Annotated in this window: 19 protein-coding genes; 7 read left to right on the top strand and 12 right to left on the bottom strand. The window is 62.6% G+C overall.

Annotated elements, in window-relative coordinates; all coding sequences use genetic code 11:
• The 7 genes from lepB to ACO48X_RS06690 all read right to left on the bottom strand — a co-directional run.
• Nucleotides 1–695: signal peptidase I (gene lepB / locus ACO48X_RS06720; protein ID WP_485001329.1), on the bottom strand; the 695-nt coding region annotated here is incomplete at its 3' end.
• 359 nt (nt 696–1,054) lie between these two features.
• Complete coding sequence (gene rplS, locus ACO48X_RS06715) at nt 1,055–1,411, bottom strand: 50S ribosomal protein L19 (RefSeq protein ID WP_485001328.1); 357 nt, start codon at nt 1,409–1,411, stop codon at nt 1,055–1,057.
• Between the two features lie 138 nt (nt 1,412–1,549).
• Nucleotides 1,550–2,926 (bottom strand): tRNA (guanosine(37)-N1)-methyltransferase TrmD, encoded by a 1,377-nt coding sequence (gene trmD / locus ACO48X_RS06710; protein WP_485001327.1) that lies wholly within the window; start codon nt 2,924–2,926, stop codon nt 1,550–1,552.
• Complete coding sequence (gene rimM, locus ACO48X_RS06705) at nt 2,926–3,504, bottom strand: ribosome maturation factor RimM (RefSeq protein WP_485001326.1); 579 nt, start codon at nt 3,502–3,504, stop codon at nt 2,926–2,928. Before rimM ends, trmD begins: the two co-directional genes overlap by 1 nt.
• Nucleotides 3,505–3,663: 159 nt before the next feature.
• Complete coding sequence (locus ACO48X_RS06700; protein ID WP_009199893.1) at nt 3,664–3,903, bottom strand: RNA-binding protein; 240 nt, start codon at nt 3,901–3,903, stop codon at nt 3,664–3,666.
• Entirely contained in the window at nt 3,903–4,343 is a 441-nt protein-coding gene (gene rpsP, locus ACO48X_RS06695; RefSeq protein ID WP_485001330.1) for a 30S ribosomal protein S16, read from the bottom strand. Before rpsP ends, ACO48X_RS06700 begins: the two co-directional genes overlap by 1 nt.
• A gap of 263 nt (nt 4,344–4,606) precedes the next feature.
• Nucleotides 4,607–5,716 (bottom strand): Fic family protein, encoded by a 1,110-nt coding sequence (locus ACO48X_RS06690; protein ID WP_485001325.1) that lies wholly within the window; start codon nt 5,714–5,716, stop codon nt 4,607–4,609.
• Between the two features lie 146 nt (nt 5,717–5,862).
• Here ACO48X_RS06690 and ACO48X_RS06685 point away from each other — a divergent pair, with 146 nt between their 5' ends.
• On the top strand, nt 5,863–6,972 hold the full coding sequence (locus tag ACO48X_RS06685; RefSeq protein WP_485001324.1) for a cation diffusion facilitator family transporter: 1,110 nt from the start codon (nt 5,863–5,865) through the stop codon (nt 6,970–6,972).
• A 269-nt stretch (nt 6,973–7,241) separates the two neighbouring features.
• Here ACO48X_RS06685 and ACO48X_RS06680 read toward each other — a convergent pair whose 3' ends face one another.
• Together ACO48X_RS06680 and ffh are read right to left on the bottom strand one after the other, a co-directional pair.
• Nucleotides 7,242–8,333, bottom strand: a complete 1,092-nt coding sequence (locus tag ACO48X_RS06680) for an amidohydrolase family protein (protein ID WP_485001323.1) — start codon at nt 8,331–8,333, stop codon at nt 7,242–7,244.
• The gene (ffh, locus tag ACO48X_RS06675; RefSeq protein WP_485001322.1) at nt 8,330–9,892 is read right to left on the bottom strand and encodes a signal recognition particle protein; all 1,563 of its coding nucleotides are present in this window, start codon (nt 9,890–9,892) and stop codon (nt 8,330–8,332) included. Before ffh ends, ACO48X_RS06680 begins: the two co-directional genes overlap by 4 nt.
• A gap of 420 nt (nt 9,893–10,312) precedes the next feature.
• On the opposite strand from ffh, the gene ACO48X_RS06670 reads away from it, so the two are divergent.
• The 6 genes from ACO48X_RS06670 to ACO48X_RS06645 all read left to right on the top strand — a co-directional run bounded on the left by ACO48X_RS06670 (nt 10,313) and on the right by ACO48X_RS06645 (nt 14,965).
• Nucleotides 10,313–10,669, top strand: a complete 357-nt coding sequence (locus ACO48X_RS06670) for a hypothetical protein (protein ID WP_485001321.1) — start codon at nt 10,313–10,315, stop codon at nt 10,667–10,669.
• 20 nt (nt 10,670–10,689) lie between these two features.
• Nucleotides 10,690–11,829, top strand: a complete 1,140-nt coding sequence (locus ACO48X_RS06665; RefSeq protein WP_485001320.1) for a hypothetical protein — start codon at nt 10,690–10,692, stop codon at nt 11,827–11,829.
• 527 nt (nt 11,830–12,356) lie between these two features.
• Nucleotides 12,357–12,731, top strand: a complete 375-nt coding sequence (locus ACO48X_RS06660; RefSeq protein ID WP_485001319.1) for a hypothetical protein — start codon at nt 12,357–12,359, stop codon at nt 12,729–12,731.
• 6 nt (nt 12,732–12,737) lie between these two features.
• Nucleotides 12,738–13,835: a hypothetical protein gene (locus ACO48X_RS06655; RefSeq protein ID WP_485001318.1), complete on the top strand. Its 1,098-nt coding sequence runs from the start codon at nt 12,738–12,740 to the stop codon at nt 13,833–13,835.
• A gap of 3 nt (nt 13,836–13,838) precedes the next feature.
• The gene (locus ACO48X_RS06650; protein WP_485001317.1) at nt 13,839–14,261 is read left to right on the top strand and encodes a hypothetical protein; all 423 of its coding nucleotides are present in this window, start codon (nt 13,839–13,841) and stop codon (nt 14,259–14,261) included.
• Nucleotides 14,258–14,965, top strand: a complete 708-nt coding sequence (locus ACO48X_RS06645) for a hypothetical protein (RefSeq protein WP_485001316.1) — start codon at nt 14,258–14,260, stop codon at nt 14,963–14,965. The genes ACO48X_RS06650 and ACO48X_RS06645 overlap by 4 nt, the downstream gene beginning before the upstream one ends.
• A 509-nt stretch (nt 14,966–15,474) precedes the next feature.
• Here the strand turns inward: ACO48X_RS06645 and ftsY are convergent.
• The 3 genes from ftsY to ACO48X_RS06630 all read right to left on the bottom strand — a co-directional run.
• Nucleotides 15,475–16,677 (bottom strand): signal recognition particle-docking protein FtsY, encoded by a 1,203-nt coding sequence (gene ftsY / locus ACO48X_RS06640; protein WP_485001315.1) that lies wholly within the window; start codon nt 16,675–16,677, stop codon nt 15,475–15,477.
• Nucleotides 16,678–16,975: 298 nt separating this feature from the next.
• Nucleotides 16,976–17,335 (bottom strand): hypothetical protein, encoded by a 360-nt coding sequence (locus tag ACO48X_RS06635; RefSeq protein WP_485001314.1) that lies wholly within the window; start codon nt 17,333–17,335, stop codon nt 16,976–16,978.
• A gap of 399 nt (nt 17,336–17,734) precedes the next feature.
• The coding region (locus ACO48X_RS06630; protein WP_485001313.1) for an AAA family ATPase at nt 17,735–19,651 on the bottom strand (1,917 nt) is incomplete at its 5' end.

The following is a 19,651-nucleotide window of genomic DNA, read 5'->3' as shown; positions in this document are numbered from 1 at the left end:
TTGGAGCGGTTGTCGCCCATCACCCAGAGTTTGCCCTTGGGAACGGTCACGTCGAAGGAGATCTCCGACGGGTTCACGCCGGGCTTGAGGTATGTCTCGGTGATTTCCTTGCCGTTCACGCGCAGCTTGCCCGCGGCGGTGCAGCATGCGACCCTGTCGCCGCCGACTCCGATGACTCGCTTGACCAGGTGCTTGCCCGCGTCTTCGGGCAGCAGGCCCACGGTCTGCAGGCTTTTGCTCAATGCGCGCCTCCAAGCCGGAGACTTGTCGACGCTGGGCGGAAGCCAGTTCCCGGGGTCGACGAAGACGACGATGTCTCCCCTGTGAATCTCGTCGGCGGTGTCCGCCATTCTGTTGACCGCGATGCGGTCGTTTGGCCGGAGGGTGTTTTCCATCGAACCGGACGGCACGTAGAAGGCCTGCATGAAGAACGTTTTGACGATCACCGACACAAGAAGGGCGACGGCGACGATGGAGAGCGTCTCCAGGAGCGCGCGAATGCCGGATCTGCGTTTTTCCCCTTTTTCCGCCTCGCGGTCGTCGTCGGCGTCAAGTTTGCGGTCGTCGTCGGCGTCGCCGGCATCTTCGGATTCGGCTGCGTCGTCCGACGCGCTCTTCGGATCCTCGTCCAGCTTTTCCGGCAGGTACGACGGCGGCATCTCCTCCGCAACCTCAGACTGCCTTTGATCGTCCATTCTCCGCTCCCCGGCGCCCGCGAGAGCACCACATGCCAAGGGGATACTCCCCGTGAATCGCCGGCCCGCGCCCGGTGTCTCACGACCCCGCGGCAAAGGCCTCCTATAGGGTATCGGAGTTTCCTGTGGATTCTCGCCACGACGGACGGCGCTTATGCTCACAGTTTGACGCACACACCGCACAGAATGGCGATTTCACGGTCTTTTCCGCGCTTAGTTCAGAGCGGCCCAAGACCTCCCCAACCGCGCGGCCCAATCCTGTCAAAGCCTGAAGTTTGAGCTTGTGAACGACGCCGGCCGAATCGAAAAAGGGGCCCGGCGCAATGCCGAGCCCCTTCAAGCCTTTGGACGACGTCGAATCACCGACGATTGTCTTCGCGACGCTCCTTGATCTTGGCGGCCTTGCCGTGCAGCTTGCGCAGATAGTAGAGCTTGGCGCGGCGAACGTCGCCTCGGGTGACGACGGTTATCGCCTCAATGGAGGGAGAGTGCAACGGGAACGAGCGCTCCACGCCCACGCCGAAGGATATTTTGCGGACCAGGAAGCTCTCGCGGATGCCGGAGCCGGAACGGCCCAAGACCACGCCTTGGAAGGCCTGGGTGCGGGTGCGGTTGCCTTCGACCACTCGCACGTCGACCCGAACGGTGTCGCCGGGGCGGAAGTCGGGAATGTCCTTGCGGAGCTGGCTTTCCTCCACGAAATCGAGAGTTTGCATATTCGTTTCTCTTTCCGCCCGTGCGCGCAGGCCACAAGCGTGGTCGGGGCGGTCAAACCGCCTGCCTACAGGAAACTCGCCGGTGCGCGACCCCCTGCGGCAGGTTCAGCGCATTGTGACAGCGAGACAACTTGACAATTATGCCACGCGAATGGGGCGCGCAAAAACGCGGTCGACGTTGTTCTGCTCACCCACGAGGAATTCCCGGGTGCCCACGAACTCGAAGCCGAGCCCGCGGTAGGCCTGCCTGGCTCGAGTGTTCTTCTCGTTGGTTCCCAGCCACACGTACGGCTCCGGCCAGTTCTCGGCCCACTCCTCGAGCTCGGCCCTGGTCGCCTCCCACAGGAGGCTTCCCGCGCCTCGTCCGCGCAGGCTTCGATCGAGGTAGAACTTCGAAAGCTCGACGAGCGGCCCGCGCCTGGGCCGTCCGGCGACGACGGCGTCGACCGGCGCTCCCCTGTCGGCGCCGGAGACTCCGCCGTCCTCGGGAAGATAGGTCAACGAGTACCCCAAAAGCTTGCCGCCGACCTCCAGGGCCATCGTGAGGCAGCCTGGGTCCTCGACGTAGCGTTTGAAATGCTCCTCGCCGAGGTTTTCGGCGATGAAGGCGTCGATGTCATGTTTGGGCATTCCCTTCGGGCAGGCGTCCGGGAACGTCCTCGAGGCAAGGCTTGCCAGCTCGGGCACGTCCGCGGCCGCCGCCCGCCGGACTTCGGCCCTCGCGGGGTGCGCTTCTTTTGCAGGCGCCAGGTATCCGTGCGCGGCGAGCGCCCGCCGCTCTTTCTTGCCGAGGGAGGCCGCGTTGATCTTCTCGATCATGTCCGGGCGACGTTCAATGGTCCTCTCGATCGCCCGATCACGCCGCCACCGGGCTACGGCGCCGTGGTTGCCCGAGGTCAGAACCCCGGGGATCTCGCGCCCCCGCCACACTGTCGGCCGTGTGTAGACAGGGTATTCCAGCAGCCCGGCCGCGCCGTGGGACTCCTCGAGGAGAGACTCGGGGTTGCCGACCATGCCGGGAAGCAGGCGCCCGACCGCCTCGACGAGGGCGACGGCCGCGACCTCGCCGCCATTGAGCACGTAGTCCCCCAAGGAGTACTCGAAGACGCGCACGCCGGGCCTCTCGGAATACTCGCTCGCCACCCTCGCGTCGATCCCCTCGTACCTTCCGCAGGCCACGACAATGCGTTCGGCGCGCGCGAGCTCCTCGCACGCGCGCTGCGTCAAAGGGCTTCCCGCGGGAGTCGGGATGGCGAGAACGACGTCGCCGTCGCCGGACGCCGCGTCGGCGCCAATGACCTCGTCGAGGGCCCTTCCCCACACGTCGGGCCTCATCACCATTCCTGCGCCGCCGCCAGCCGGAGTGTCGTCGACCGTTCTATGAGGATCGTCCGTCCAGTCGCGAAGATCGTGGGCGACGACGTCAAGGATTCCCCTCTCCTGGGCCTTCCCCAGCAACGAGAGCTCCAGAACGTCGAAAAACCTCGGAAACACCGAGACGATGTCAATTCGCATTAGTCCTCCTCAGCGGCCTCTTCCCGCTGTTCTCCGCTCTTCTCGCCGCGATCGGCGTCGTCCGCTTCGCCGTCGGCGGCGAAAAGACCCTGCGGGGCCCGAACGACGACGCAATTGTCGTCCAGGTCCACCTCGGTGACGATCTCGCGCACGAAAGGAACCCTGGCGACGGCCCCGTCCGGCTCGCGGACCACAAGCATGTCTTGGGCGGGAAACGTCTCCAGCCCTATGATCCTTCCAAGCTCGTACCCTTCGGGATCGAGCACTTCCAAGCCCACGAGCTCGTGCTCGTAGAAAGCGTCCTCCTCGACGTAGTCGTCTTCGTCGGTCTCGACGGTGAGTTTGACGCCTCTCAGCCGCTCAGCCATCGTTCGATCTGTGCATTCGGAGAACATCGCGTATATCGCACCCTTGTACTCGCGGGTTCGCGCCACGGTGAGCGGGCCCGCCTCCTGAGGGTCGGTCTCCAACATGGCTCCGATTCCGAGGCGCCGCTCCGGCTGGTCTGTGCGCACATCGAGGCGCAGCTCGCCCTTGAGGCCGTGCGGGGCGCCGATGACGGCGACAGTTAGCTGCAATATCTCTCCTTCGATCGACGAGCGGTTTGAAACGCGATGGCTGCCGTGAGCCTTGATTCGCTTCCTAGGATACCGGTTGCACGCAAACAACTGTTGAAGCACACGAAGGGGGTCGGCCAACTTTGCGGTTTGGCCGACCCCCTTTCGACGCCGTTGAACTTAACTCTGATCGGTTTCGATGACGTCAACTCGCACATTCCCTTTGGGGGAAAGCGCGCCCACGACCAAGCGCAAAGCTTTGGCCGTGCGGCCGTTGCGTCCGATAACGCGCCCGAGATCCTCAGGATTGACGCGAACCTCAAGCAGCTCGCCACGGCGGTTGCTCCGAGCACGCACATCCACGTCCTCGGGTGAATCGACTATTCCACGCACAAGGTGCTCGAGCGCATCGGCGATCATCAGGCCTCCTCGGCCGCTTCCTCAACGGATTCCGCCGCTGCGGCGGCCTCCGCTGCGATCTTCGCCTCGGCGGCAGCTGCGCGGCGCTTCTCGGCCTCGTTCTGGACCGATTCCACCGCAGCCTTTCGGGCTCCTTCGACGTCGACCGACTCCTTGACCTTGAGACGGCCTTCGGCGCCCGGAAGCCCCTTGAACTTCTGCCAGTCGCCGGTCACCTTGAGCTGCGCGAGCACAGGGTCCGTAGGCTGCGCGCCGACGGAAAGCCAGTACTGGACGCGGTCGGAATCGATCTCGATGAGCGAAGGATTCTCGGTCGGGTGATACTTGCCGATCTCCTCGATGACGCGGCCGTCGCGCTTCTTTCGCGAATCGACGACGACGACGCGGTAATAAGGCGCACGGATCTTGCCCATGCGCTTGAGACGGATCTTGACTGCCACTTGTGTGGTCACTCCTGATTCTACTTTAGGTTGGGCCGAGGCAATCGCGGTGGGAGTCGCGGCGCGGAAGGCCCGAGACTGAGGCAGCCAGAGGATGAGAGGGCCCTCTTTCGCCCGAGTACAAAGCTTAAGTTTGCCAGATTCGCGGCTCGCCCGGCAATCGGAGCCGCACCCCGGCACGTGCATTCAGACACATGCCGACGGCGCCAACGCAAAACGGGGCCGAACGTCCAAGCAGCGGCCGCCCGATCAATTGCCAGGCCCTAGTTCCATCGGCGTCTGCCCGCCCGCTCGGCAAAGGAGTCGATGGCGGTGAGCACGGCGTCGCTGCGCCACAGTGGGCCGAAGCGAAACTCGTCCGCCTTAGTGAGGATTCCAAGATTCGCCAAGCGGCGCAAAGGCGGATATATGTTAGTTACGTTCACGCCCATTTCTTCTGCCGCTGTTTTCGCGTCTGTCACCGGGCGTCTGGCGACGATCTCGAGCAATCTCCAAGCGTTGGAGGACTTACGAATGGAGTGTTGAGCCAACAGCTTTTTCCATCCCTCGACGATCTCATCGATCTCTCCGACGAGCTTCCTCGTATTCGCAACAGCACGAAGAGCGGCGTCGGCGAACACCTCGACTATCGCAGCCGGGTTCCCCTTTCGGTACTCGGCTAACGCGCGGTGGTATCCGTCAATGTCCGCCAGAAGCCCGGCAGACACCGGCACTGCAGCATTTCGTGTAATTCCGCGATACCTCAGAAGCGCCTGGGCAAAAGCCCTTCCCGTGCGCCCGTTCCCATCCGTAAATGGATGGATCGTCTCAAACTGGGCGTGAGCTATGGCGATGCCCGCAAGCGCAGGAGCGTTTCTTTCCTGTGAAAATACCGCAAGGTCGGCCATTAAATCGGCGACCCTCTCCCACGCCGGTGCGACGAACTCTGCATCGAAAGGAGAATCGCTTCGCGTTCCTATCCACACGGGCTCCTTCCTCCATTTTCCAGGAGTATGGTGCGGTTGGCCTTCCATGAGAACCGCGTGCATAGCTTGGATTGACTCCACGTCGATGTGCTCCGCCAAGTCAAGCGCAGCACGCATCGCCTTCGTGTTGGCTACGATTTCGAGTGCGTTGCCGCCACCTTTAGCCCCTAATTCGGCGCTGAGAACGTTGCGCGCACTGGCAGTCAAATGCTCGATCTGGGACGACGACGCAGCTTCCGACCTGAGCAAAACAGGCGCGAAGGTCGCCACACGGTCGCCAAGCTCCGAATCGAAGCGTTGCAGTTCTCCGACTGCCTGCTCCGACAACGAGGCCGTTTCACTGTCAAGATTGGGCGTCAGCCCTGCGATCTTGGGAGGCACAGCACTCCAGTACTTCCGCTTCGCCATAGTTTCGAAACGACAATCCTGCCTGCCCGCCGTAGGCTGCCACCGCTGCTCCTCACTCCCGACAGATGGCCAACCGTCCTTGCCCATAATGCGCCCTCCTAGGATTATGAGTAACTGAGTTACTCATAATCCTAGGCGATTTCATTATGAGTACGCTTCCCGTCGTGGGCACGCGTCTCGTCATAACCGCGCGTCCGGCGGTTTTCGGGAAGGCGAATGCCGTGGATCGCACCGCATTTGCCATGTTCCTCTGTCGCTGGCCCCGAGCAAACTCGGAGAATACTCTGGTGACAGTCGAAACCCCCGCCAAAGACCTCAGCCGCTACGCCTGGCTTTCCGTGGTCGCCGCCGCAGCCACGATCACGATGAAGACGGCGGCCTACTTCGTGACCGGCTCGGTGGGTCTGCTCTCGGACGCGGCCGAATCCGTGGTCAACCTCGCGGCCGCCGTCGTAGCGCTCGTCGCCCTCAAGCAGGCCGCCAAACCCGCAGACTCCCAGTTTGCTTTCGGCAGATCGAAAGCCGAGTACTTCTCCTCGACCGTCGAGGGGACGATGATCTTCGTCGCGGCAGGTTTCATCGTGGTGAGCGCCGTGGGAAGGATCATTCGCCCCGCCCCGATCGACAATCTCGGACCGGGTCTGGCGATATCCGTCGCCGCCTCGGTCGTCAATGGAATAGTCGCAGTGGCGTTGGTGCGGGCCGGGCGGCGCTGGCGTTCGCCGGCGCTCGTCGCAGACGGGCGGCATCTGTGGACCGACGTGGTCACATCCGTCGGCGTCGTCCTGGGGGTAGGCCTTGTGGTCGCGACGGAATGGGACGTGCTCGATCCCGTCGTCGCGCTTCTCGTCGGCCTGAACATCCTGGTCACCGGCTGGCGTCTGCTCAGAGGATCGATACGCGGCCTCATGGACGTCACCCTTTCTGCCGAGCAGAACCAGGCCCTTATCGAGGTTCTCGCGGGATTCGCAACAGAGTCGGTGCGCTTCCACGGACTTCAAACGCGCGCGGCGGGCCAGGCTTCCTTCGCGAACGTCCACATGCTCGTTCCCGGTTCGTGGACGGTCGGCCGCGGACACGAATTGGCCCACGACGTCGCCAAGGCGCTTTCCGCAGCCGTGCCGGGGCTCGACTCCCAGATCCACGTCGAGCCGATCGAGGACCCCCGCTCCTACGAGGACATACCGACCGGTTCGCTCAGCGTGGGCGACGGCGACCTCCCCGCGGTCGAAACCGCGGGCGGCCAGGAGGCCTAGTGCCCTGTGACACGGCCCTTGACGTTTGACGCAGGCCTTCACCGGCAGTCCTCCAATGCGGCCTTTCACCGGCAGTCCGGGAATGCGCCTTCGCCGACCGTCTTCCGACGCAGTTTTCGCCGACCGCCTTCTCACGCAGAGCCTCTCACGCCGATGCCGCAGCATCTCCATGCGGCGGTCAAATCGGCGCGAGCAACCCGCCGGCGTCCGTTCAAACAATCGTCGCCGTCTGGCTGCCGGGGGCCGGGGCCGGTCTTTTGCGCATTCAGCTATGCGGTCGCGAGCATCCCGCCGACGAGCGCCCCGTCGATGAACACCGCGGCCGGACGCGAGACGGCCGCGATGTCCTTTTCCGGATCCTCCGCGTACACGACGACGTCGGCCGGAGCTCCCTCCTCCCAGGAAGGAAGGCCAAGCAGAGAACGGCCGGAGTGGCTCGCGGCGGCCATGACGAGGCCCGCGGGGAGTCCGGCGTCGACGGCGGCGCGAAGCTCGACGTCGAGCGTCCTGTCTTTTCCTTCGCCCTCGGTGTCCGTGCCCATGACGAAATGCGCGCCCACGTCCGCCATGAGCGCGAAATGGTCGAATCTCCCCCGGTACATCGCGAGCATCCGTTCACGGTAGACGGGGTATTTTCCCGCCCGGTCCGCGATGGAGGCGAATGTGCCTATCTGACAGACCGTCGGATCGAGAATCACGCCGCGCCGCGCCGCCTCGCGAAGCTGATCTTCGTTCATCCCCGAACCGTGTTCTATGCAGTCGACTCCGGCTTCGAGCGCGTCGTCGACCGTTTCCACCGCAAAAGTGTGGACGGCGACCTTCGCACCGGCCTCGTGTGCGGCGGCGACGGCGTCGGCGAGCACGTCTCGCGGCCAAAGCGGACGCAGATCCGAATCGGCCCCTTCCGTTCGGTCAATCCAATCGCCGACGAGCTTGACCCAGCCGTCGCCGCGCGCGGCCTGGCGCACGACCTCGTCTGGAAGCTCCCTCGGCTCAATCTCCGCCGCGACGTTCCGAATGTAGCGTTTGGGCCGGGCGATATGCCGTCCGGACCGGATTGCCTTTGTTCTGCCTCGCGCCGCGAAGCGGGCGACGTCGAGCTGCGCACCCATTTCGCGCACCGTCGTCACTCCGGCCGCACGCGCCGCGTCAAGCCGCCGGATCACCTCTGCGTCGGCGACGGGCTCGGCCGAATACGACAGGCCAGGGTGCGCGTGGGCGTCGACCAGGCCCGGATATGCCCAGCCTGCGACGGTCTGCGCCGGGCCGTCGGGGGCGCTGTGGCGGATCGCGCCGTCGACGATCCACGCCTCGGCCAGATCGGTTCCTCGCAAAGGCCCCGTCAGGCGATACGAGGTCACTTGAGGAACCTCGCAAGGTCTTCGAAGTCCGGGTTGCCTCCCGGCTGCCCGGCGCCCTGCGACGCGCCGACGCCGAACGAAGAGCCCTTGCCCTTCTGCCCTTGCTGGCTTTGCTCGCGCTCTTGAGCGGCGCGCTTGGCGGGGTTGCCGGAACGCCCCTTCTTGTTCGCAGACTTCTTCTTCGCGGCGCGCTTGGCCTTGCGGCCGCCGCCCCCGATTCCGGGCATCCCGCCCATCCCCGGCATCCCGGGGACGCCTCCCCCGCGCGAGACCTGCTGCATCATCTTGCGCGCCTGCTCGAACCTCTCGACCAGGGAGTTGATCTCTTGAACGGTGGTGCCCGAACCGCGGGCGATGCGCTGGCGCCGCGAACCGTTGAGGATTTTCACGTCCGCCCTCTCCGCCGGGGTCATCGACTGGACGATCGCCTCGATTCGGCCCACGGAGCTTTCGTCGAACGCTTCAAGGGCCTCACGGTACTGCCCCATCCCCGGCAGCATGCCCATGATCTTCTTCATCGACCCCATGCGCTTGAGCTGACGCATCTGCACGAGGAAGTCGTCGAGGGTGAACGACCCCTCGCTCATCTTCTCCGCGAGCTCCGCCTGCTGCTGTTCGTCCCACGTGCGCTCCGCCTGCTCGATGAGCGTGAGGACGTCGCCCATGTCGAGGATCCGCGAGGCCATGCGGTCGGCGTGGAACTGCTCGAAGTCCGTGAGCTTCTCGCCGGTGGAGGCGAACATGATCGGGACGCCCGTCACGCCCCGCACGGACAGGGCAGCGCCGCCTCGGGTGTCGCCGTCGAGCTTGGAGACGACGACGCCGGTGAATCCGACTCCGTCCTGGAAGGCGTTGGCCGTGGCGACGGCGTCCTGGCCGATCATCGCGTCAATGACGAAAAGCACTTCATTGGGATTGACGGCGGCCCGGATGTCGATGGCCTGGCGCATCATTTCTTCGTCGATGCCGAGGCGCCCGGCGGTGTCGACCACCACGACGTCGTACCCGTACTCTTCGGCCCGAGCCAGGCCGGATCGCGCCACCGCGACCGGGTCGCCGACGCCGTTGCCGGGCTCTGGCGCCCACACGTCGACCCCCGCCTGCCCGCCGACCACCTGGAGCTGGTTGACCGCGTTGGGGCGCTGGAGGTCGGAGGCGACGAGCAACACCTTCCTGTTGCGCTCGGTTCGCAGCCACCGGCCGAGTTTGCCGGCGAGCGTCGTCTTGCCCGCGCCCTGAAGGCCGGCGAGCATGATGACGGCCGGCCTGCGGGAAAGGTCTAGCTCGCGGGTTTCGCCGCCGAGGATTTCAACGAGCTCGTCGTTGACGATCTTGACCACTTGCTGGCCGGGGTTGAGAGCCTTCGAGGCGACGGCCCCCGTCGCCTTTTCGCGAACTGCCGCGGTGAAAGATCGGACGACGGGCAGGGCGACGTCGGCGTCGAGCAGCGCGCGGCGTATCTGCGAAATCGTCTCCTCGACGTCGGAAGCCGAAAGGCGCCCTTTGGACCGGAGGCTCTTGAACGATCCTGTGATGCGGTCGGAAAGAGTGTTGAACACGGGCCTACCTCTTGTTGGGGACGCTTGTGGAACTGAGGCAATTCTACGCCATGCGCCTTGAGGAGGCCCTTCGGGCTTGTGCGGCATCCCTAACGCGGTCCGCCGAGACACCCCTCTTCGCAACCCGGGCGCGGGACAGCCCGCCCGGCAAAATAGACAAGGTTTGCGCACCTCGCACACAACTGCGGGCGGGGACGTTCGACGACGCCTTCGTTGAAGCGTTCGCAGGATGCTCGGGGGCGTTCAAGCCGTTACAAGGGAGGTCTCCCCAAAGCCGACAATTTCGTTGAACTTTGCAGTTCAAGGTGTTTAAATGAAAAAGTCTGAATAATTCCTGCGGACACCCTGCAGCAATCGCTCAATGAGCAACGCCTGCAGCGCCCGCAGGAGGCTCGCCAGGAGACACTGCTAGGAGAAAAGATGACAAGTAAGAAGCTATACATCGATTACGAAGGTGTTCAGAACGCGATTTCGATCTCTGAGGACATCGAAAGGGACGTTTGCGATCTTCATTTGAACGGACCTTGGGGATTCGAACGAGTGCAAGGCTACGCAAGGGAAGCAACAAGAGTTTTCAATGTTCTATTCCAGCTCTTGTGCGAGGAACATCAGAAACTCAACCTTGCTCTGCGCAAGGGAGCCCAGGACCTGCGCGACACCGACCTCGAGGAGAGCCAGAAGTACCGCTTTCCCGGAGAGGGAACAAGGGACGGCTACACACCTAGGGGAGACACGTCAGGCAACACGTCAAATTCCAAGAGTCAGATTCCGCTCTGACGGAGAGCAAGGTTGAACAGATGAGCCACCATTCCGCATTCCAGGCGAATGCTATCAATACTGAATTCGGAGCCGATTTGAACGGCATTCAAACCCACATTGACGATCTTCATAGAATTGCAGCCGGCCTTCTGCTCAATCTCGAAGATTTCGGGGGCCTGAGAAAGCGCATCTATCTCGAATGGCCCCTGGAAAGCGACTCCGGCTTCGCGGCCCACCAGGCGATCGATAAATATGCGGCGGATCTCCAGGACTCCTACTACGATATCGACACCTACACTGGTTACACTCGGGACCTTTACTACTCGTTATACTCAGTAAAGGCGGAGCTCGAGTCAATACTGCGCGACGCCGAAGCAGGCGACCTGGATGTCGCAGGGTACATCATCTACGAACCCGAAGAGCCTGGCGACGATTCCACCAACAGCACACAAACGGCCTATCAAGGCAAGAAGGCAATCTACGATTCCCTAAAGAGCCGCTCGGTGACGATTCGCACCGACGAAACGACCGCCTATACGACCTTCCGCAACAACTGCGAGCTCATTTTCAAATCGGACATCGACCTAGTGACCGGCAACGACGGCTCTATAAGCATACAGGTGATGGGAGCAGTTCCGGTGCCCAGCTTGCTCTCTCAAGCCGTAAAAGTCGCTAAACCGACGATCCCAGATGAACCTGACACGTTTTCGAAACTCGGCTTGTCGGGGTTCGAGGATGCTGCCGACACAGGCGGCAAAGCCGTCGATGTCGCATCATTGATCAGCGAATTGGGCGAGATCTTCTCCGAAGACAGCAAAATTGGCAAACTGCTCGATTCCCTTGGAAAAGTGATGGGAACCATCGACATCGGAACGAATGCCGCGAAGGGCGTCGATGCTTTTTGGGCCGGGTTCCAAGAGCAATGGGAAATGGGAGCCTACAATCCCGAACTTTCCCCCAAAGAGCGTCTTGTGCAGAGTTTGGCCCGTGGCCAGTGGGAGGCTGCTCCATACGGGGCCAAAATTTCGATCGACATAGTTTCTCTCACCGCCGGGGAGGCCCTCACGCCGCTCGGAGCCTTTGCCCTCAGTCAAATCGGAAGCATAGTAGTCGATCTGGCCCACAAGGCCATGGATTCCAAGGTTGAGAAGGACGTAGACGCTATCCAATGGGACTAGGAGGCACCCTGGCAGCGACAGTTGTCCCGAGGAAGCGGTCGCCAGACGGCCTCCGCAGATCGACGAAAGGGCTGAAGCGCGGAGCACCCCTCAGCGCAAGAGAACGTGGCATGTCCGCGAGATCGTTTCCTCGGCGTCGGAAGCCGAAAGGCTCCTTTGGGACCGAAAGCTCCTGAACAATCCGCACGCCGTTGGAAACGGTTTCGAAGGCTCCAGATCCAGTAATTCGAGCTCTGAGAAGGCGCTTTCCGACGACGGCGATCCAATCAATCCTAGGGTCACACACCGACATGACATCGTGGCCACCCTATATCTACACACGCGAACTGATGCCAGTTTGTTCCTTGTTTACATTTAGAATGAATTTTTCCTCCTGGGCAACGGCTTGTACAGGGCGACGCCTCTTGAACCAAAAGAATTTCTATGTTTGGATGGCTTAAGTCAAAGCGTCAAGATAGAGTCTTGCGCACGCTTCTATCTACGCTTTGAGCTCGCAGGAAGACGCACCAATCCCAAGAAGGAGCAACATGGCGGGCAACCAACTCAGCATGAACTATGAAGAGGTCCAGCAAGCGATCTCAATCTCGGAAGACGTCAAAAAAGAGGTGTGTGAGCTTCACCTGAACTCCCCCTTAGGCTTCGAACGGTCGCAGTCGGACGCCGACGAAGTCACGACCGTCATCAACACGATGTTCGACATTCTGTGCAAAGGAAACGCCAAACTCAACGTTTCCTTGGACCAAGGCTCGCGCGACGTCAAAGACACTGACGAGCAGGAGGGCCCGAAGTACGGCAAGGACCTGGGAAGCGGCGGGAATCCAGGCAAAGACGGAGGCTCGGGCGGGGACGGCGGGTCGGCTCCGAGCAAAGATCCCAAAATCGATTTCGACAAGTTGAGGTAAAGGGCAATGGTCATCGACACGGAATTCAAATCCGACTTGGCTTCCATTCAGCAGCACATCAACGATCTCGACAGCAAGGCCACGACTCTCAACGACTGCGTCAGCGACTTCAGCGGGGTGCGAAAGCGCGTGAATTCCGCTTGGCCTTCGGGGAAGACCGCTGACGCAGCAGACGTCGAAATGTACAACTACGCTGCGGACCTCGAAGATGCGTGCAACGACATAAAGACCTACAAGGGTTACGTCCAAAGCTTGTACGACGCTTTGACCCCGGTCAAGGACGAGCTTGAGGCGATGCGTGGAAACGCGGAAGACAACGATCTGGAAATTAAGAACAACGTCATCCAGGAGCCGGAGAAGCCCGGCAACGGCGCTTCAAACGGCGATAAGAAGGACTACGATTTCAAGGTAAGAGTCTTCAATCGTCTGAAGGAGCGTTCCAAGAAGGCCCGTGACGACGAGGCGAGCGCGCATTCGACTTTTCAGAGCAGCTGCAAGGGCATCTTGAAGGCAGAAATCGATCCGCTGGCGGAATACTACCGCAGCCCCGCGGTGCTGATGATGGGAGGCCCGCCCAGCATTCTTTCGCGAGCGGTCGATCAAGCCGAACCTGAGATCAGAGACGAGCCAAAAACATTTTCAAAGTTTGCAGACTACGCCAAGGCGATCGGCATGCCTGAAAAGGTCGTGTCCATAGTGGACCAGTTCGCGGACATCGTACCGGAAGGGGGCGTAGGCGAGCAGGTGCTCAAAGGCTTCGGCAAGCTAACGGGCTTCGTCGATATTGGACTAAATGCGCTTCAAGGCATCGACACGTTCAACCAGTCATACCAAGAACAGCACGAGACTTCGTCGCACAATCCTGAAAACTCGCCGCTTGAGGTCGAGATGCAGAGCACATTGCGCGGCACTTGGGAAGCGGGCCCCAATTTCCTGAACGCAGCTGCCGGCGCAATGGGAGACATAGGAGGCCCTCTTGGATCCTTTCTGCTTGGAGAGGCTGCAGAGCATCTGGGCGGCGGAGCTCACTGGCTTTTGGACGGCGTGGCTGAGAATACGATCAATCGTATCGGGATGCCCGACTGGTTCGATTGGACCGATTGACGCATGCCTTGCGTGACATTGCCGGAGAAATGGTCGTGGCGCAACGGCTCATCCGTCGCGGGCCAAGATGTGAAGGAGGCACGGGGGCCCGCGGGTTCTTTCGGGGTCGAGCCCAGCCTCATTCTCAACGAGGTGCGCCACCCCGGCGTCCCGCTCGGGAAGTGGCTGCGCAACACGCTGAAAGAGATTGAGCGCGACTTGCCTTCGTTGCACGTCATCGACGTCGCCCAGACGCGATTGGGCGACGTCGCCGCGGACGTCATCTGGGCAACCCGAAGCCTCGCCGTCAACTTAACCCAAGTCAAGTACTTGACCCTGACAGAAAGCTCCGGGATCATCCTTCTGTTCACATGCAGCTCCGCCGATTTCGCGGCCCTCAACGAGCAGTTCGCGCGGTGCGCGCAATCTCTGGAGACCGAAGCTTGAAGGCACGGATTAACGCGACCGAGTGGCGGGAAATCCAACGAGTCCTGGCAGGCGGCGAGGGCGCCTCTGGCGTCCTTGGCGCTCTCGCCCCTTTTGGATTGTGGGCGGACGGCGAGCTGACCTCTGAGGCGCTTGACCTTTTCCGGGGGTTCGCCGAGCGCAGGGGCAGTGTGACCGCGCGCCTGAGAAGCCGTTCCGGGCTTGTCGCCTGCCAAGCTTGGTTTTCGCAGTCAAGAGCCGGAACCATCATGATCGACGACGGCGAAGCGCTAGTCTTCCAACGGTGCGCCCCGGGATTCTTCCCCGTTTTCCTCCGTGGTTTCCTGCGAATTGCCCCGTTGCCGCTCGCCAAAAGCGAAGGCGCCGTCATCGAAATCGAGACCGTGACAAGGCTTCTGGAAGCGAAAGAAGACAACGGCGGACTCGAAGGCGACGACGAGAGGCTCGCTGACTCCCTCCGCGAGGCTGCTCCCGAAGTGTCGCGCGCCGTCGTGGACGGGGACTGGCGGCTCTGGTCGGTGACAGCCGAAAGAGTTCGCGAGGGGCGCCGGAGCGCGGGCGACGCCCTCGTCGTGCTTGCAACGCCGCACGGATCTCTCAGCGTTCTTCCCTGCGCGAAAAACGCGAGCATCGCTGCCGTCGTGCCCCTACGCTCGTCCACGATCTGGGAGGTTCTTACCCAGATGATCGCCCCAGCCTGCTGAGCGTTCGCCGATCTGCAGGGCTTCTCATAGGCAGTTTTCCTTTGCAAGACGCCTTCGTCATTAAAGCGGCTAAATTCTAGGACTGACAATCGACCAAGGCGCTTTTCCCGGCAATATTCCTGTCTCTTAGCAATAATGCTTGCTTCTTGGCATTAGCCATTGTTTCCCTAGTCATCGTGAATGCTTTTGCTCGCTCGGAGTTGCACCGCGTGACTTTGAGAGCAAAGAATTTAGAGCGGCAAGATTCGGAGTTAGAGCCGCAAGATTCGGAGTTAGAGCCGCAAGATTCGAACTCAGAGCGGCAAGATTCGGAGTTAGAGCCGCAAGATTCGAACTCAGAGCGGCAAGATTCGGAACAGGCGCAGAGGGGGCGCCCCGCCATGTCAGCGGGGCGCCCCCTCTGCGCCGTCACGCCAGACGCTCATCGTCTTCGGCGTCGTTCACCTCAGGCGACCCTCTCTGCGCTGCCGCGCAACTACGACCCAGGCGGAAGCCCGGACCGTCTGCTTTCAGGCAGTAAGCGCGTCGACGAAGCCCTCGGCGTCGAAGGGCGCCAGATCGTCCACGCCCTCTCCCAAGCCCACGAATTTCACTGGAACCCCGAGTTCGCGCTGCACGGAAATGACGATGCCGCCCTTGGCGGTGCCGTCCAGCTTGGTCAGGACAATGCCGGTGATGCCCGTGACTTCGGCGAACACCTCAGCCTGGCGCATGCCGTTCTGGCCGGTCGTTGCATCGAGGACGAGGAGCACCTCGTTGACGGGGACGCGCTTGGACATCACCCGCTTGATCTTTCCGAGCTCGTCCATGAGCCCCGACTTGTTCTGCAGACGGCCGGCGGTGTCGACGAGGACCACGTCGACGTCGGTCTCACGCCCCTTGTCGATGGCGTCGAAGGCGACGGACGCGGGGTCGGCGCCCTCACGGTCGGATCGCACGACGTCCACTCCGACGCGCTCGCCCCAAGTCTGGAGCTGGTCTGCCGCCGCGGCGCGGAATGTGTCGGCGGCCCCGAGCAGCACGCGGCTGCCCTCGGCCACAAGCACCCGTGCGAGTTTGCCGACCGTCGTCGTCTTCCCCGTTCCGTTGACCCCGACCATGAGAATCGAGGCCGGGTCGCCGTCGATCCGCTCGAGGTGAAGGCTCCGGTCGGCGGCGGGGTCGATAAGCTCAAGGAGTTCCTCGCGGAGAATCGCCTTCACGCGCTCCGGGTCGCGGGTTCCCTCTACTTTCGTGCGCTTCTTCAGACCGTCCATGATTTGCGTGGTGGCTTCCAGGCCGACGTCGGCCATGAGAAGCGTGTCCTCAATCTCCTCCCAATCGGCGGGCGAGAGATCTCCGCGGGAGAGGATCTTCAGGAGCGCGTTTCCAAAGCCCCCGGACCGAGCGAGGCGGGCTCGAAGGCGCTGCATGCGGGAGGGAACCGACTCGGGCGCCTCTATAGGCGCGGCGGTGATCTCTTCGGGTTCGACCTCTGCAAGATCCGCTTCACCGATCTCCGGTTCGCGAACTTCCGCTTGAACGGCGCCGGCGGCCTCGGGAGCGGGAGCTTCCTCCGCTTCGCCCTCGGGTCCCTCAATGGCCGGCGGCTGCGGCGCCGCCGGAATCTCGGGGCGTCGCCTCTCCCCTCGCTTCTTAACAGCCAGTCCGGCCACGGCGACGAGGCACAACAGGACTATGGCTCCAACAACGTAGTAGATCGTATCGTTCACGCTGCCAGTCTCCCAGACTCCGGCGCCGATCGCACCGGAACGCAGCCAAGAGTAATCCGATCCACGGCCGGCCGGGGCGCAAACGGGCCCCTCATGCGGACGCCTCTCCGGCCCGTACAGAGACAGTTGACAAAGACCCTTCTAGAAGAGAGCGCCCGCGCGGGGCCCTCAGGGGCCCGGACGACGTGCAGACGGAAAGAAGCCACCCTTCGTGAGGGCGGCTTCTTTCGAATACCGGGCGGCTAAGCGCTGAAACTGCGGATTCGCGTGAAATCCGCACTCGCACATGCCCTGCGCGCTATGCGGATTTCACGCGCCTGGCATGGGAGGCCTTGGCGGTCTTCACCTTCGGAAGCTTCGGCTTGACTTGGGCGACGGCGCCTTTTTCAGCGTCAACGACCCTGCTTATCTGGGAACTGACGTCCTCTGGCGTGTAGTAGGCCGTCTCGTCTTCCGGGAAGGCTGCGAAGAGCTCTCCCAGCGACGCGTCATTCATCTGCACTTCGAAGTCTTCGACTCCGAGGTTCTCGGATCGCCAATTCGAAACCGACTCGGCGACCCAGCCTCTGACGTCCTCCTGGCGCGACGAAAGAATCATCCCGTAGAGGAGGCCCACTACAGCGAGGATGGCTATTACGACGAGGATCAGAATGAACACGCCTTCATTATTAGCCGAAAAGCTGGAAATCTCTAAGAACAAGTACCCAAAAACAACGTGAAATCGATTACAGAAGCGGAAATGATATCACATCGTTATATTCCGTCAAAGCCATGACCAATGAGCGACTTCGCGGGAACTTTCGGGCGCATGCGAACGTTGTGTACACCGAAGTCCGCTCCGAGGAGCCCTCGTTCGCCCCGAGGCTCCCAAATCCGTTGGAAAGCATTCACATCCGCTCGGAGGCCTTCCCGCTTTTTCGAAAGCATTCGCCTTCTTTCACAGCGATTCCCTTCAATTTGGGGGGCGTCACGCATGTTCGGACGTATTTACCTCCTTTTGAGCCGTTTTGCTTAGCTTGATTTTCGTTCGCTTGGCTTGATTTCCGTTCGAAGTGCCTCAGGCGGGCGACACGTCGCGCAGGCGCTGCGAAACGACCGAGGAAACGCCGTCTTCCCGCATGGTCACGCCGTAAAGCGTGTCTGCCGTTTCCATCGTCCGTTTCTGATGGGTGACGACCAGCAGCTGAGACGAGCTTTGGAGCTCGGAGAATATCTCGATCAGGCGGGACAGGTTGACGTCGTCAAGCGCCGCCTCCACCTCGTCCATCACGTAGAACGGCGAAGGCCGGGCCATGAAGATGGCAACGAGGAAGGCCACGGCGGTGAGCGAACGCTCGCCTCCCGAAAGAAGGGAGAGCCGCTTGACCCGTTTGCCCGGAGGACGCGCCTCTATTTCGACGCCGGCGGCGAGAACGTCGTCGTCGGTGAGGACGAGGCGGCCCTGCCCGCCCGGAAATAGGCGTGCAAATACTTCCGCGAAGCACTCAGACACGTCCTCTATCGCGCTCGTCATAACTTCCTGCACGCGCTTGTCGATCGTGCGGACGATTCCAAGAAGGTCCTCGCGCGTCCGTTTGAGATCCGCCAACTGCTCGGCTAGGTACTTTTGCCGCTCTTCGAGGGCGGCGTGCTCTTCGAGGGCGAGGGGATTGATCTTCCCGAGGCGGGCCATGCCAGACTCGGCCTTCTTCAGGCGCTTTTCCTGCTCTTCGCGCACATACGGAGCCTCGGCTCCCTCGCCGAGGGGAATCGGACGGTGCGGTCCGAACTCCTCGATCAGCACAGGAGCCTCGACTCCGAGTTCCTCGAGGGACTTCGAGGCAAGCTGCTCGTATCGCATCCGGGTTTCAGCCCGAAGCAGTTCGTGGCGATGCGCGGCGTCTTCCAGCTCGCGCAAAGCGGCGTTCGCCTCGTCGAGCTCCCGCCGAACGGCCTTCAGGGCGGAATTGCGAAGCTCACGCTCCTCTTCCCCGCTCTTTCGCCTCCTCTCCGCCGATTCGCGCACCCGCTGCGCTACTGCCAAGGCTCGAGAAGCCCAGTCGGCCACACGGCCCGCCATCTCCGCCGCGTGCTCCCTGCGTCGGGCTTGACGCTCTTCGCGTTCGATCCTTTCCGCGAGCGCCTGCGCGCTTTTCATGAGGGCGTCGGCGCGTCCGGCGACGGCTCGCAGTCGTTCCTCGCCCGTTCGCAGAGCCAGCCGCGCCTCTGTTTCACGGTGACGGCGCTCGCGCGTGCGCTCATGGGCGGCGCGCTGGGACTCCGCGGCACGGGCAGCGCGTTCCGCGAGGTCGTCGGGGTCCGCCAGCGCGGCGTCGCGCCGAGCGGACAGAGACTCGAGGTCCTCCCGCCTGCTGCGCAGCTCGACGTCGATGGCGTCCAGGCGCGATGCGTTTGACTCTGCTTCGCTGCGCGACGCCGAAAGGGACTGCCTCAAAACGCCCAACTGCGCTGCCGCCGCAGCCTCGCGCGAATCCCGGGCGGCAAGCTCCGCCCCGGTCTCCTCGTGTTCCGAACGAGCTTTGGCGAGCCGCTCCTGACAGCGACGCACGCCTTCCTCGGCCGTCTCGGCTTCCCGGCGGGCTTTCTCCGCTTCCCGCTCTGCGCTCTCGAAAGCCGCTCTGCGAGCCAAAGTCGAAGCCCGCGAAACCTCACCGCCGCGCGCAAATTCGCGGTCGATCACGTCTCCCGCGAGCGTTGCCGCGGCCGGAGCCCCCGCCTGAATCAAAAGACGAGCAGCCTCGAGGTCGCGGGCAAGGGCGTATTCGGCGAGGAAACTCGCGATCGCGTCAGCCGAAGAGCCGCTTGCGCGGACCACGTCGCACGCGGGCACCGCGCGATCCGGCCCCAAGCCCGCCGCCGCGATGGCTTCGCGCACAAGGCGCTCCGCACTTTCCGGCCTCGCCCCGCCGGGGTGGACGAGGTGAAGCCGTCCGGCCTCGGCCTCGCGGGCCGCTTGCACCCCGCCGATCGCGCC

This window comes from Peptidiphaga sp. (assembly GCF_057238965.1).
This window is presented reverse-complemented; position numbering and strand designations above follow the sequence as displayed.